The following is a 14,134-nucleotide window of genomic DNA, read 5'->3' as shown; positions in this document are numbered from 1 at the left end:
CAGTGGACCCTGTCTTGGCGGCAGGGTCCTTTTTGTAATGGAAAAATGGCACATACATACACCCTCTTCGTCCATACTAAGAGCAAACCATTCACGACGGAGGAGGGGGAATAGTGAAAAGAATATGGGTGGCATGCGTCCTTGTCGCGTTCGTGGGTCTGGGCTCTCCCTTCACGGCTGAAGCCGGCAATGATAGCACGGTGGCTCATTGGCGTTTCTCCAAAAGTGAAGTGAAGAGCGGATCCCTTGATGGGGGAAAACTGATCTTGAAGGATCGGAGCGGGAAAGGAAATGAGCTCGTCCTGGTCAACGATGGAACGGACGGGCTCTTGAACTGGTCGAAGGACGATATCGCACGGAAATTCATCGTGGGGAGCCTCGACTTTCATAACCGCAAAAGCTTGAAGGGCGGCCAATACTTTCAGACAGGGAAAGATGCTCCCCTCAATGGGGAGGCATTCTTGAAAGGCTATACCATTGAAGCGGTCATCAAGCTTCCCGATCCGTTCACAAGGGATGAATACAGTGGAATGGGGATCCTCGGCAGGAAGGGGTCTGAGCTGACCATCACCCATTTCAAACAGGTGCAGTGGACGGGAACACCTGCAAACGGCAAGAAATCAAGGGTCTTCGGATCCTTTGCCCTCCCGGGGAAAAAGGACTGGTATCACATCGCGGTGGTCAATGACGGTAAGAAGACGAGGGTATTCATCAACGGTGCGGAAGATTTCCGCCAAAATGCATCCACCGTCACCGGACTCCTGGCACCCAATAAGGGGGTATGGACGGTCGGGAAGGGAAGCGGCAAGGGTTCATTATTCGCCGGAAGCATCCAGGAAATCCGCATTTCGGATCAGGCACTCCCAAAAGGGAAGTGGCTCATTCCAGAACCGAGGAAAAACAATCTTCGCAGCGGGATGAGCAGCAAAGGTCATCTTCTCGGCAACAAGGAAAACTATAACTTCCTCTTTGTGCCCGATCCGCAGAAGACGGTCCGCTATATGCCTGCGTTGTTCCATCAGCAGGTGAAATGGATCTCCACCATGCAGGAGAAGTTGAATATCGCCATGACGGCATTCCTTGGAGACATGGTGGATCAAAGTGATTCGGCCAGGCAGTGGGAGCACTCATCCCTTAGCCTCAGCGTCCTCGACCGACGCCGAGTTCCCTATATCACCCTCGCAGGGAATCATGATTACGGGCTTGGCAACCCCTATCTCTACTATTACGGACCGAAGCGCTATACGGATAAGCCTTATTATAAGGGAACGTCCCCCTCAAAATTCAGCTCCTATTCCATTACAGAAGCCGGAAGTTATGAATATCTCTTCCTCTCGGTGGATATGGGCCATCTGAAGAAAGACCTGCCGTGGGCCAAAAAGGTACTGAAGGAGCACCCCGGGATCCCGACCATCCTCTTATCCCATGAGATCCTCACAAGTGACGGTACGTTCCCGGTCGATACGAATCGTGGGAACCGCCTGTGGGAAGGCCTTGTGGATGGGAATGATCAGGTCTTCATGACGGTGAACGGACACCACCAGGGAACCGTCCACCGCATAAAGGAAAACCGCTTCGGTCATCCCGTCATCCAGGTACTCGTCGATTATCAATCAAGCTACAACGGCGGGAACGGTTGGATGAGGCTCGCTGAGTTCGACGAAAAGCATGATAAGATCCGGTTCAAGACCTATTCCCCTTGGGCCGATTCCATCTCTGAAAAGGAGCGGAGCTATTTCGATGCCCCTTATCTGACCGGTGATGAACATCAATTCACGGTCCCATTTCGATTTAAAGAACGATTTAATTTTTAGCGTCCGGACTCCGGGCGCTATTTCTATTTTCGGATCAACGTTTTCCCTGCATCGTAAGCAGGGACACTCCTATTTATGTCGAATTATAATGGAATATGTCTCTTTTCCTTATATAATATGTATTGTGGGTATATGTTCAACTATATGTAAAGGATGGTTCGATTGGAAGATATAGTCGTGACCGGGTATGGTCTGAAGATACCCGGTGCCAACAATAAACAGGAATTCCATCACGTATTGGAGAAAGGGATCTGCACGCATTCCATCCTGAAAGGAAAGGGAAGGAATCAGGGGGATATCATTGCGGGGCTAATCGACGATGAGTTCGAGACGCTTGGCAACAGGAACTACCGGCGGTATCCGAGATCGGCAAGACTTGCCGTCGCAGCGGCACGGGATGCAGTCGACATGAGCGGATTGTCGGCGGATCCCAGGCGGATCGGCGTCATCATCGGTACATCGGCAGGAGCGATCCTGGAAGTGGAAGCATATGCTCCAGTGGCATCAGGATTAAAAGGTTATCCGGTCCACGGGGTGTCCATCGTGGATTCGCACACGATTTCCTCTACGGTATCGGAGCATATCGGGGCAAAAGGCCCCGCCTATACACTTACTACAGGCTGTACGGCGAGTCTTGATGCGGTGTCCCTCGGGAAGTTACTGCTTAAGACCGGTCAGGTCGATGCCTGCCTTGTCGGGGGGACCGATGCTCCTCTTGGACAGTGGAGCATCAATGGCTTCCTGAAGATGAAAGCCATCCAATCAGCACGCTCCATCTCGGATGCTGGCGTCCCCTTCTCTAATCAGCATGACGGCTTTGTCCTTGCAGAAGGGGCGGCCATGCTGGTACTCGAAAGAAGGGAAGATGCGCTGAAGAAGGGGCACCCGATCCACGGCAGTATCGGAAAGGTGGTTTCACGCAATGAAGGGAAGCCGATGCTCCAAGTGGACGATACGGGTGAAGAAATGCTCTCGGTCCTCCATGATGCCATCGGGGATGTGACCCCCACCTATGTGAACAGCCAGGCACTCGGCCTGAAGGTGAATGACCGGATTGAATCCATGAATCATCATCGCATGTTCAACAGGGATGTGCCCATCACCTCGATTAAAGGAATGACGGGTCATTCCTTTGCCGCCATGGGGGCGATCCAGACGATCTCTTCCATCCTCTCCATGGAGTACGGGTTTATCCCCCCCACCATCAAAACCAGTCAGGAAGGATTTGAGTCCCTTCCTTTGGTAAGAGAGACGCGCTATCAGCCGGTTTCAACAGTCAGTATCACGACACACGGCATAAGCGGAAATAACGCCTGTATGTTAATTTCGAAGTAGGAGGGATGGCATCATGTTTTTTTTATACTCAATAATCGTCGCATTGATCCCGATCATCATCGGCGCCACCATACTTCGTATGTTCAAGGGAAGCAGTTTGTCGAGGGTGCTTTTCTTATTCCTGGTTTTCGCCACATTCTGGCAGTTGGATGTATCAGTATTATTTGCTTATACGTTACTCCCTGAGGAAGTAGTCGAGTTTCTCTTCAGGCTCTTCCGGTTCGGGAGCATCATGATCGCACCGATTCTCTTCCATGTGGCTTACACCGTCTATATGCAGGAGCTGAAGCACTTGAAGAGGACCAGATGGCGCTTCTTCATGAATAGGGGCATACTCGTCTTCTTCTATTGCTGGAGTTTCATCGTGTATGTGATCGGGTGGACAGAGAAGGGGGTCGCTTCCCTGCGGGTGATCAATCCCGGTCATGCATTCCCCTTCTACTTCCCAGTGCCGGGCGAGTATTCGTGGGTGTTTTACCTGAATACGATCATGTTCGCCGTCAGTCTGGCCGTATCGTATTTGTTATCGAGATGGATCGAGAGTCCGGCCCAGCGTTCTTTCCTGATCCACTTCACCATCTCCACCGTGGTGGGTTATTCCCTTGGCGTGTTGAATCTCTATCCCGGTTCCATGTTGCTCCCGAGTTCATTCGCGGTGCTGTTGTTCGCCATCTCCATCCTGATCTTATCGAATCGCATCCACGTTGAAACCGTGAAGAAGATGAATGAACGGATCGATGAGCAGCATACCTTCCTCAGGACGGTGATCGATATGAATCCGAGCTATATTTATGCGAAAGATGAGGACGGTCGGTATTCCCTGGTGAATCTCGCGTATGCCTCCCTGTTCGGACTCTCCAAGGATGAGATGATCGGAATGACCGATCTTGAGCTACAGGAGAGCAGACAGACGGGCAGGGATATCGTGGAAATGGACCGGTTCATTCTGCGGACGATGAAGGGGATCGATGTCGAAGAAGAAAAGTTCGTCGACACGTGCGGCGGTGTCCGCTGGCTCCAGACGTCAAAGATCCCCATTGTGACAGATGACACTACCCTGGTACTCTGTGTTTCCACAGACATCACGGAGCGGAAGGAGCATGAAGAAGAGCTCGCTTACCAAGCGAACCACGATGTACTGACGCGTCTCCCGAATCGCCGGCAGTTCAATGACGACCTTACGGGGTTCCTCGAGGACGCCTCCAGGGGAGCCCTCATGCTCATTGACCTGGACCGATTCAAATACATCAATGACACCCTCGGTCACGACTTCGGGGATCTTCTCCTCATTGAAGTTGCCGAGCGTTTGGCAGCCTTCCTGCGGCCGTATGGGGCGAACGTCTATCGTCTTGGCGGCGATGAGTTCACTCTTCTCTTCCCGGATCGTTCCAAGGAGGAGGCGGTGGTGATCGCCAATGACCTGCTCGATCAGTTCAGGAGGGAGTTCTGGATCCAGGGGCAGGAATATACCATCACACCGAGCATCGGGATCAGCCTTTATCCTCAAGATGCCCGAGATGCCAAGACGCTCATGAAAAATGCCGATACGGCCATGTACTATGTGAAAGAGAAAGGCAAGAACAGCTTCCAGTTCTTCTCTGATGAAATGAACCATCAGTTTTACCGGAAAATGGTGATTGAGAAAGAACTCCGATCGGCCCTCTCCCGCAACGAATTGGTCTTGCACTATCAGCCGTCCTGGAATCTTTCTTCCGAAAAGGTATGCGGGATGGAGGCGCTCCTGCGATGGACGAACCAAACCCTCGGTCCGGTCTCGCCGTCTGAGTTCATCCCGGTGGCTGAAGAAACGGGACTCATCATTCCAATCGGGGAATGGGTGCTGAAGGAAGCATGCAAGCAAAACGTACGCTGGCAGCGTGCTGGTTACCCTCCGATGAAGGTGGGGGTCAATGTATCGATCAAGCAGCTCCTCGACGAATCATTCGCCTGCATGGTGAAGGACGTTCTGAGCCGGACGGGCCTCAATCCAGATTATCTTGACCTTGAAGTCACCGAGAGCATCGCCATGTACGAGCTCGATATCATGATCCGGAAGCTGAATGAACTGAAGGCGATCGGTGTGTCCATCTCCATGGATGATTTCGGTACAGGCTACTCAAGCTTGAGCTATCTGAAGCAGTATCCCCTAGATACGTTGAAGATCGACCGTTCCTTCATCAAGGGGATCACCTCCCACGAAGACCACAAAGCCATCGTCATGAGTATCATTTCCATGGCAAAGCATCTGCAGCTGAAGGTCACAGCGGAAGGGGTCGAGGATATGGGGGAATACGACTTCCTGAAACAGACCGAGTGCGATGTGATCCAAGGGTATGCCATCAGCAGACCTCTATCTCCTGAGGACTTCGAGAAGAATGTCTTCGGCAAGATGAAACTATAATGAAAGCCGTCCCGATCATTCCGGGACGGCTTTTTTCAATGATGGGGCCTGAAGATGGATTGGAATCGGGTCATGGTGGTATCGTGAAAGATCGAATGCCGCGGGAGCTCATAGAGATGATCGTCTTGAGAAGCGTCACGTTCTTCCGTTGTGAAAGCCATGTCGATGCCGAGTTCATTCAGGATCCTGATTGACTTGGGTGAATACTCCCCGTAAGGATAAGCAAAAGCAAGGCTTTCCCCCTTCAGGACCCCGATGCTTTTCGCAACATCTTTCCTGATGGCGCCTGCTTCTTCCGTGATCAAAAAGCTTTTTTCATCCTTCGTGGAAGACCCTTTCCGGTGATGGAAGTCAAATGTGTGACTGTAATAGGAAAAGACGCTACAGGCGGAGGCAAGTTCTTCCGTGGTCGCGTACTGTACGTACTCGGGGTGAAGGGACGATCTTCCGCAGTGATCATACCTGCGATCAGGAAGCTCGCAGCTTGAAATCCGTACTTCTTCAAGATCGGATATGCTTCGATTACGTTGTCCTTATACCCGTCGTCGAAGGTGATGACCACGCTTTTCTTCGGAATCTCCTGTTTGTTTATAAGGAATTCATGGAGCTCGGGAAGGGTGAGGGAGGTGAACCCTTCTTCTTTCAAAAACGCGATCTGTTTCTTGAATTCCTCCTTTGTGACAATCATCTGGTTCACCCTTCCATCGACCATGTGCCGGGAAGAGAGGTCGCTCTCATCCACGATGCGATGATAGGTGAGGATCGGGACCGTACCGTCATGTCTCGTGCTCGCGTTGAACCTCCTTGGCTCCTTCGCACAGGAATCGATCTCGATGTTGCTGTCTGCCGAGGCAGTGGTGGCATGCTCAGGGAGGTGAAGCTCGGTGAGATACAGGAAGATGCCTGCGAAGATGCTGAAAAGAAGGGCGAGGAAACCGGATGCAAAAAGGCTCTTCAGAATCATGCCCGTTTCACTCCCTTCCAGCCCACCGTACCGCTCCGTTCAAACTTATCCCATGACTGGGGCTGATGGAAGTAGGAGAGGGTGCCGTACACGACGAAGACAAGATTGATCATCCGGTAAACGCCGATTTCCACAGGGAGGAAGCAGAGGATCCGGATGATGTCCCGTTTGGAAAACCGGATGCCGTGAAGCCTGCTGATATAGATGGTGGTGATGCTTTGATACATGAAGAGCATGACGGCCGTCAGCCCGAGGAACAGGAACAGCGTCATCCCATCATGGCGGAAGATGAAGACGATAGGTGCCGCGATCACAGTGAAAGCATTCAACGTACCGATGACGAACTGGTCGACCAGGAAGAAAAGAGAGAATCTCCAGGAAAATCGGGTGAAATAGGAGGAGCGGTAGTGAATCAGGCAGTCGATGAACGCCTTTTGCCAGCGGACCCGCTGCTTGAACATGGACTTTAATGTATCGGGGCATTCCGTGTAGCAGACAGCGGAAGGTACGAAGGAAATCCGGGAACTGCGGCCATTCTCTTCGATCCATCGGTGAAGCTTGAGGGTGATATCCATATCTTCACCGATCGTACTGCGGAAGCCTTGTATGTGGAAGAGGGTTTCCCTGCGGAACGTGCCGAAAGCCCCTGCGATGACCGTGATGGCTCCGACCGCTGCCTGTACCCGCTTGTGGAGAAGGAAAGCGGTCAGATACTGGAGGAACTGATAGCGGATCACATTCGGGATCGTAAATGTTGGCTTCAAATGGCCCATCTCACCTGAGAATGCCTGAGAGATCAGCACGTTTCCACCGCAGGCGATGACCCTGTGATCCTGGAAGGCAGCGTTCATCTCCACTAACGCATCTTCCCCGAGGATGCTGTCGGCATCCAGGGTGACCACCAGCTCATTGCGGCTGAAAGTTATGCCTGCATTCAGGGCATCGGCTTTCCCGCCGTTCACTTTATCTAGGACATAGATCGAGGGGTGGAGGGAAGAACGGAAGACATTGATGACCTCCTTATGAACCAATCCGCCTTCACACGGTCTATGGTAAAGATGTAGATCGAGCAGCTCCTTCAGGACATCGAAGGTGGCGTCGGTCGACCCGTCGTTCACGATGATGAGCTCTGCATCCCCATGGGCCTGATGCAAATATCCTTGAATGCAATTCTCGATCACCTTCTCTTCATTATAAGCGGGAACGATGATGGAGAAGGAGTGCTGTCTTGTAATGGGGCTCCGTTTCTTCTTTTCATTCTTGAACAGTGGAATCAGGATATAGACGGTTTGAAACAGGACGAAGGCGATAAAAAGTGTGAAGGTGAGTAAGAGCAATACCATATTCATTCCTCCCCGCGGTGTTGATAGACCCGCACATAGTCGATCAGGAATTCTTCTTGTAAATCCCCAGGCTCGGGATCCCCCGGCCACGTTCCGCCGATGGCGGTATTCATATATAGAAAGAGTGGAAGATCCGGAGAGAAGGAGGTGGTTTCGAATACTACCTCTCCATCAAGCGTCCAGGAGACTCTGTCTTTTTCCCAAATCATCCCGTACGTATGGAAATGTTCATAAAAGGCTTCCTTTCCTGTATAGGTGAGGTAATCCCGCTTCTGAACGTCTTGATCATCTTTCCAGTGAAGGACGAAGTAGAGGTTGTTCGGTTCCTGTCCGATGTTCTCCATTACATCGATCTCCGGCAACCAATCCCCGGTTTCGGAGTTCACGAGCCAGAGGGCGGGGAATACCCCCCTTGATGTAGGGAGCTTTGCACGTATTTCCACTTTACCGTACGTGAATTCAAACAAATCTTCCGTGGTCACGGCCCCTGATGTATAATGTCTGCCTTTATACCGCTCCGACTTCGAGGAAAGGACGAGGTATCCGTTCTTCGTCGAGACATTATCGGGCGTATAATACTGGAGTTCCTCGTTCTTGTCGGAAGGCCAGTCCTGGATGTTCCATTTATCTCTCCATGCGTCCCCGCTGAATTCTTCTTCAAAGATCATGGTCCACTCTTCTTGGGAATGGGGGCGTGGGGGAGAATCCCGCAATGTAAGAGGGAAGGGCTCGTCTGTCTGTACTTCAACGTGGCGCTCCGGTGTCACGTCGGATGTGAGAGAGAGGATAAGCGATAGGAACAGAATACCGATGATTACCTTCAACGAAATCACCTCAAGTTCTTAATAGTGAACAGAAAAACTTTGATGGGCCGATCGTTCATATTCGAATGGGGGTGTGAGAGTATAGTGGCTTCAAGATTCATACGTGAGAGTGAGGAATAAGAGGGTTTGTTCTTTATTAAGAACTATAGTAGCAGGTATTTTTCATCAGGTAAAGAAATAGTTTGCAAAGAACCTTGTCATATAGTGTCGTTTTTTGTGTTTTATTATACGTTTACTAGTTCTTTATAATGAAATATTCTATAGAAATAGGAGACTAGCAGAGGAATACACAGTATTCTGCCAGGTGGAAGGGGAATTCCACTTTTTACAGTAGAAGAAAGTATCACCAAAAACCAAACTCATCCGTTTACCGCCTTTATTAATGGTATGATAGGGTTATTACTAGTGAGTATCGTGTTTGAATGAAGGAGATTGACCAAAAGATGACTAGTCCCAGTGAAATGATGATAGATTTTTTGAAGCGGCACGAAAATGAGATGATCCAGAACTGGCTCGATGACATCGTGATTTCAGATACAGATAAGCATAAGGAAGAGGTTGAGCGAAATGCGAGGCGGATGTTCCACCTTGTCGTGCGCGCGGTGGAAAGGCCACTGACGGAAGAGGAAATGCTCTTCCTTGCCAATAAGACAGCCCAGGAGCGTGTCGATGCCGATGTGAACATCAGTGAGTTCGTGTACAACGTCAACATCGGGAAAAGCACGATCATCAAATGGTTGAATCACTCCTTTATGGAGCATGGTGGATTTCAGCCCAAGCTTGACTTTGTGAATGAGCTGTTTGATCGTTTTTCCTATCTGGCGGTGAGACGGTATACGGAGATCAAGGATCAGGTGCTGAAGGAAAAGGAGCTCTATATCGACCAGACCCATAAAGAGCGTTTGACCATCCTTGGACAGATGAGCTCAAGCTTTGTCCATGAATTCAGGAATCCCCTGACCTCCATCATCGGATTCATGAAGCTTTTGAAAAATGACTATCCCGAGCTCCCATACATGGATATCATGCAGCATGAGCTTGATCAATTGAACTATCGCATCTCCCAGTTTCTCCATGTTTCCCGTAAGGAGCTCATCGAAAGCAAGCAGGAAAGCATGAGCCTCATGAGCCTTCTTGAAGAACTGATCGAGTTTCTCTATCCGACCCTCCTGGATGGAGATGTGTCCATTCAGAGTCACTGCTCCCCGGATGTAACAATCGTGGGGAACAAGGATGAGATCAGACAGGTATTCCTGAATCTGATCATGAACTCCATCGATGCGCTTCAGGAAGTGCAAGGATATCGCCATATCAATGTGAGCTGCGAAATGAAAGAGGATGATGTGGTGGTCACGTTCTGCAATAACGGGCCCCGCATCGAGGAAGAGAGAATCGAAGCGATCTTCGAGCCTTTCTTCACGACGAAGGATCTTGGTACAGGCATCGGTCTCTACATTTGCAGAAAGCTTGTGGAGAAGCATAACGGCACCCTCACCTGTCGTTCCACCGACGAGAAGACGACTTTTATCATACGCATACCGGTTGAATCCTCCGTTTTTCAACCATGATCTGCCGGCTGATGCCGGTTCTTTTTTTGTTTGAAAAAAGTTTACGGGGCAGGTACCCCTAAACGCTCCCGAATCCTATATAAAGGGTGAAGGGGGTGATAAACATGGCAGCGATCGACTTAAAGGATACGCGTCTCCGATTCCAGTTTTATGAAGGACTTGATGGTGATGGCAAGCCGGTTTTCGAGTACAAGTCCTACAGCTACATCAACGGAACCGCATCTGCAGATGATGTCAACAGCGCCGCTGAATCAGTGGCGGGTCTTTCGGAAAAGACGCTTTCCAATGTGGAAGTGGTCAAACGATTCGACGTGAACGCGTAATTCATGTGCTTATCATGAAGAGGGGAGGGGAAAAGGATGGCAAAAACATTGGAATTGATTTTCAAGAACGAAATGGGCAAACAGGCTAAGATCTCCGTTATCGAGCCGAAAGAGCCGGTGGATCAGGACGCGGTGAAAGCCGCCATGGAGAATCTGATCGCAAAGGATGTCTTCGGAAGTTCAGGCGGATCGCTCGTTTCCATCGAAGGAGCGCGCATCGTGGAACGGAATGTAACTGACTACGAACTGATGTAATCAAAAAGGGGAGTGTGTCTATCGACACACTCCCCTTTTTGATATGGATCCGTCAGCTTTCTTTCACTGCAGCTTCCGGAGTGGAGGCCGCCTTCTCCAAGTATGAAACGGATGCGCTGAGAAGGACCTTGGCTGCATTCATCATGGCATCCTCATCGATATCGAACTTCGGGTGATGATGCGGGTAGATGGCATTCTTCTCGGGGTTGCCGGCACCTGTGAAGAAGAAGGTGCCAGGCACCTCGTTCAAATAGTGGGAGAAGTCTTCCCCACCCATCATCGGTTCAAGTTTGAATACGTCGTCCCCGAAAAGCTCCTTCGCACATGAAACGAGGTGTGCCGTTTCGGCTATATGATTGATGACCGCCGGATATCCTTTATCGTACTTGAATTCGTACGAAGCGCCACTGCCTGAGCAAAGGGCATTCAAGAAGGTCTCCATCTCTTTGATGATGAATTCCTGGGTACCCTCATCGAATGTCCGCACCGTTCCGACAATGGACGCTTTGTCGGCAATGATATTGAATGCATCCCCTGCGTGGAATGAACCGACGGTGATGACCGCCGGGGACAATGGATTGATGCGCCTGCTTACGATCTGCTGCAACCACTGGATGTAGTTCGTGCCGAGCATGATGCTGTCCACGGTCTCGTGGGGAGACGCACCGTGACCACCTTTACCCTGGATGGTCACCTCGAACTTATCAGCTGCCGCCATGATCGGACCTGCATTGTAGCCGATCTTCCCGACAGGGATCGTACTCCATAAATGGGTGCCGAAAATGGCATCCACTCCGTCCAGGCAGCCGTCCTCGATCATGGGCTTGGCTCCGCCCGGGGCGATTTCTTCCCCGAATTGATGGATCAGGACAACGTCGCCCTTTAGGTGCTCCCGGTTCTGCTGGAGGACTTTGGCTGCGACCAGAAGGGTTGCCGTATGGGCGTCATGGCCGCATGCGTGCATGGCGCCGTCAATCTTAGAACGGTACGGGACATCCTTTTCATCGTGAAGGGGGAGGGCATCGAAGTCTGCTCGCAGGGCCACCGTCTTCCCCGGCAGTCCGCCCTTGATCTTCCCGACGACACCGTTCCCGCCTACGCCGGTCCGCACCTCGATACCGAGCTCGCTCAGGTAGTTCGCGATGTATTCAGGCGTATGGACTTCTTGGAAAGAGAGTTCGGGACGTTCGTGCAAATAACGGCGAATCGAGATCATTTCCTGTGCATGCTGTTCAAGCTGACTGAGTAGTTGTTCCATGAAAAAACCCCTTTTCGTTATGTAGAGTGAAATAGTATAAATAGTTTGAATAATAGGTAAAATCATATCAAAAATTACAAGGATTGTGGGGATTATTAGGGAAAAGTTTGAATGTAAACGATTAAATATGAAAATTTGTATAATTACACAAAAAATAAGCTTCTATTTTGTGGAATATCACATGGCAATTTTCATTCACTCCTTTATAATCGGTCGTAATACAAATTTTCAGAAAACAACAGGAGTGATCAGATGGAATCGGTTCGAAAGACGAATCAGGAGATGAACAGAACAAAAAAGAACTGGTTTGGAAAAATGCTGGACGTTGTGGAGAAAACGGGGAATAAGCTTCCCGATCCCGTCACCTTATTCATCCTCTTCGCCTTCATTGTCATTATCGTATCCTACATAGGCTCTGCAGCGGGCTGGAGAGCAATCCATCCGTCCACGGGTGAAAAAGTCACCGTGGTCAGCCTCCTTTCGGCAGAAGGATTGCAGCGGATGATGACCAATATGGTCAAAAACTTTGCCGATTTCCCGCCACTCGGGGTGGTACTAGTTACCATGATCGGTGTCGGTGTCGCAGAAGGAGTCGGGCTCATTTCAGCGCTCTTGAAAAAGGTTGTCTACTCCACGTCACCTAAACTGATCACCATCAGTATCGTCTTCTCGGGAATCCTGGCCAATATCGCCGGGGACGCCGGATTCATCGTGCTTCCTCCGATCGCTGCCATGGTGTTTGCAAGCGTCGGGCGGCACCCGATCGCCGGAATGGTGGCTGCGTACGCTTCGGTCGCGGGCGGTTTCAGTGCCAATCTCATCGTCAACATGCTTGATGCCCTTTTGGCCGGCTTCACTGAGTCATCGGCTCAAATCATCGACAAGGATTTCGTCGCAAATCCGGCCATGAACTGGTACTTCCTCATGGCATCCTGCGTCATCATCATTCCCGTTGCCGTATGGGTGACTGAAAGAATCGTCGAACCGCGTCTGCCTGCCTATACGGGACCGCAGATGAAAATGGACAAGCTGTCGGCCCTCGAGTCCAGGGGATTGAAGTGGGCAGGAGTCACAACGCTTCTGTTCCTCGCACTCGTCGCCTGGACGATCGTGCCGGAAAACGGTGCCCTTAGGGGAGAGAATGGTTCCATCATCATCTCCCCGTTCATGAACTCCCTTGTACCGCTGATAATGGGATTGTTCCTCCTCCCGGCAGTGGTCTACGGCTTCATCACGAAAGAGCTGCGCAACGATAAGGATGTGGCACAGGCGATGGCCACCTCCATGGGGACAATGGGGATGTATATCGTCCTCGCCTTCTTCTCGGCACAGTTCATTACCTATTTCAACTGGAGCAACCTGGGTGTCATCCTTGCCATCAAAGGAGCGGGCGTCCTCGAGGGCCTTGGACTTGAAGGGCTGCCCCTCATCCTTGGATTCATCGCCATCACGGCCTTCCTCAATCTTTTCATCGGAAGCGCTTCGGCGAAATGGGCCATCCTCGGACCTGTATTCGTCCCGATGTTCATGATCCTCGGCTTTGACCCGGCCATGACGCAGCTCGCCTACCGGATCGGCGATTCCATCACGAACCCGATCACACCGATGTTCGCCTACTTTGCCATCCTGCTCGCCTTGGCGAAGAAATACGATAAGAACCTCGGACTCGGCTCACTCATATCGGTGATGCTTCCGTATACGATCTTCTTCGCCATCTCATGGGCCTTGTTCTTTGTCCTATGGTATTATCTCGGATTACCTCTTGGACCTGGATCAGGGATATTCTTGAAATGAAACAAAGTAAAAGCCCGAATTCACTTGCTTGATCGCAGGCAAGTGAATTCGGGTTTTACTATGACTGAAACACGTTTGTCCCAGGCTCTGTTTATAGTTTGAATAGGAAGGGGTATCCTGATTTCCGGATGCCGTTATTCTCTTCTTCCCCCATTCGCCGTCATCGTTCTAAAGACTCGATTAGTAAAAGTTTTACTAAAATAAATTGACGCTTTTACCCGACTTCCTTTATGATTTAAATGAAAGCGATTTCTA

Annotated in this window: 12 protein-coding genes; 7 read left to right on the top strand and 5 right to left on the bottom strand. The window is 50.6% G+C overall.

Annotation, left to right across the window (positions count from 1 at the left end; all coding sequences use genetic code 11):
- Positions 1–113 precede the first annotated feature (113 nt).
- From D5E69_RS19575 to D5E69_RS19565, 3 genes are all read left to right on the top strand, one after another.
- Positions 114–1,814: a laminin G domain-containing metallophosphoesterase family protein gene (locus D5E69_RS19575; RefSeq protein ID WP_063190585.1), complete on the top strand. Its 1,701-nt coding sequence runs from the start codon at positions 114–116 to the stop codon at positions 1,812–1,814.
- 162 nt (positions 1,815–1,976) lie between these two features.
- Positions 1,977–3,149: a beta-ketoacyl synthase N-terminal-like domain-containing protein gene (locus D5E69_RS19570; RefSeq protein WP_159130098.1), complete on the top strand. Its 1,173-nt coding sequence runs from the start codon at positions 1,977–1,979 to the stop codon at positions 3,147–3,149.
- A gap of 13 nt (positions 3,150–3,162) precedes the next feature.
- Positions 3,163–5,550, top strand: a complete 2,388-nt coding sequence (locus tag D5E69_RS19565; RefSeq protein ID WP_148794294.1) for a putative bifunctional diguanylate cyclase/phosphodiesterase — start codon at positions 3,163–3,165, stop codon at positions 5,548–5,550.
- Positions 5,551–5,585: 35 nt separating this feature from the next.
- On the opposite strand, the gene D5E69_RS19560 is transcribed toward D5E69_RS19565, so the two are convergent.
- Genes D5E69_RS19560 through D5E69_RS19545 form a run of 4 tightly spaced genes read right to left on the bottom strand, consistent with a single transcriptional unit; the run spans position 5,586 to position 8,681 of the window.
- Complete coding sequence (locus D5E69_RS19560; protein ID WP_159130097.1) at positions 5,586–5,855, bottom strand: polysaccharide deacetylase family protein; 270 nt, start codon at positions 5,853–5,855, stop codon at positions 5,586–5,588.
- Complete coding sequence (locus D5E69_RS19555) at positions 5,852–6,514, bottom strand: polysaccharide deacetylase family protein (protein WP_159130096.1); 663 nt, start codon at positions 6,512–6,514, stop codon at positions 5,852–5,854. Before D5E69_RS19555 ends, D5E69_RS19560 begins: the two co-directional genes overlap by 4 nt.
- Positions 6,511–7,857, bottom strand: a complete 1,347-nt coding sequence (locus D5E69_RS19550; protein WP_048006580.1) for a glycosyltransferase family 2 protein — start codon at positions 7,855–7,857, stop codon at positions 6,511–6,513. The genes D5E69_RS19555 and D5E69_RS19550 overlap by 4 nt, the downstream gene beginning before the upstream one ends.
- A 2-nt stretch (positions 7,858–7,859) precedes the next feature.
- Complete coding sequence (locus D5E69_RS19545) at positions 7,860–8,681, bottom strand: glycoside hydrolase family 16 protein (protein WP_048006579.1); 822 nt, start codon at positions 8,679–8,681, stop codon at positions 7,860–7,862.
- A gap of 461 nt (positions 8,682–9,142) precedes the next feature.
- On the opposite strand from D5E69_RS19545, the gene D5E69_RS19540 reads away from it, so the two are divergent.
- The 3 genes from D5E69_RS19540 to D5E69_RS19530 all read left to right on the top strand — a co-directional run bounded on the left by D5E69_RS19540 (position 9,143) and on the right by D5E69_RS19530 (position 10,827).
- Positions 9,143–10,249: a histidine kinase N-terminal domain-containing protein gene (locus D5E69_RS19540; RefSeq protein WP_231578877.1), complete on the top strand. Its 1,107-nt coding sequence runs from the start codon at positions 9,143–9,145 to the stop codon at positions 10,247–10,249.
- 104 nt (positions 10,250–10,353) lie between these two features.
- Entirely contained in the window at positions 10,354–10,572 is a 219-nt protein-coding gene (locus D5E69_RS19535) for a DUF1659 domain-containing protein (RefSeq protein WP_048006577.1), read from the top strand.
- A gap of 36 nt (positions 10,573–10,608) precedes the next feature.
- Positions 10,609–10,827 carry a DUF2922 domain-containing protein gene (locus tag D5E69_RS19530; protein ID WP_048006576.1) on the top strand — a complete coding sequence of 73 codons (219 nt, stop codon included), beginning with the start codon at positions 10,609–10,611 and terminating at the stop codon, positions 10,825–10,827.
- Positions 10,828–10,879: 52 nt separating this feature from the next.
- Here the strand turns inward: D5E69_RS19530 and D5E69_RS19525 are convergent, their stop codons facing one another.
- Complete coding sequence (locus D5E69_RS19525) at positions 10,880–12,085, bottom strand: amidohydrolase (RefSeq protein WP_159130095.1); 1,206 nt, start codon at positions 12,083–12,085, stop codon at positions 10,880–10,882.
- 252 nt (positions 12,086–12,337) lie between these two features.
- Here D5E69_RS19525 and D5E69_RS19520 point away from each other — a divergent pair, with 252 nt between their 5' ends.
- Positions 12,338–13,879 carry an AbgT family transporter gene (locus D5E69_RS19520; RefSeq protein WP_283957838.1) on the top strand — a complete coding sequence of 514 codons (1,542 nt, stop codon included), beginning with the start codon at positions 12,338–12,340 and terminating at the stop codon, positions 13,877–13,879.
- The last annotated feature ends 255 nt before the right edge of the window (positions 13,880–14,134 follow it).

The organism is Rossellomorea marisflavi (assembly GCF_009806575.1).
In the GTDB taxonomy this organism is placed as follows: domain Bacteria; phylum Bacillota; class Bacilli; order Bacillales; family Bacillaceae_B; genus Rossellomorea; species Rossellomorea marisflavi_A.
Note: the sequence above shows the minus strand (reverse complement) of the source record. Positions and strands in the feature narration are given on the sequence as shown.

Bases quoted from the DNA above. Each gene is read 5' to 3' on its own strand.
- D5E69_RS19565 (WP_148794294.1), top strand. From the start codon at position 3,163: ATGTTTTTTTTATACTCAATAATCGTCGCATTGATCCCGATCATCATC.
- D5E69_RS19555 (WP_159130096.1), bottom strand. From the start codon at position 6,514: ATGATTCTGAAGAGCCTTTTTGCATCCGGTTTCCTCGCCCTTCTTTTC.
- D5E69_RS19550 (WP_048006580.1), bottom strand. From the start codon at position 7,857: ATGGTATTGCTCTTACTCACCTTCACACTTTTTATCGCCTTCGTCCTG.
- D5E69_RS19540 (WP_231578877.1), top strand. From the start codon at position 9,143: ATGATGATAGATTTTTTGAAGCGGCACGAAAATGAGATGATCCAGAAC.
- D5E69_RS19535 (WP_048006577.1), top strand. From the start codon at position 10,354: ATGGCAGCGATCGACTTAAAGGATACGCGTCTCCGATTCCAGTTTTAT.
- D5E69_RS19530 (WP_048006576.1), top strand. From the start codon at position 10,609: ATGGCAAAAACATTGGAATTGATTTTCAAGAACGAAATGGGCAAACAG.
- D5E69_RS19525 (WP_159130095.1), bottom strand. From the start codon at position 12,085: ATGGAACAACTACTCAGTCAGCTTGAACAGCATGCACAGGAAATGATC.
- D5E69_RS19520 (WP_283957838.1), top strand. From the start codon at position 12,338: ATGGAATCGGTTCGAAAGACGAATCAGGAGATGAACAGAACAAAAAAG.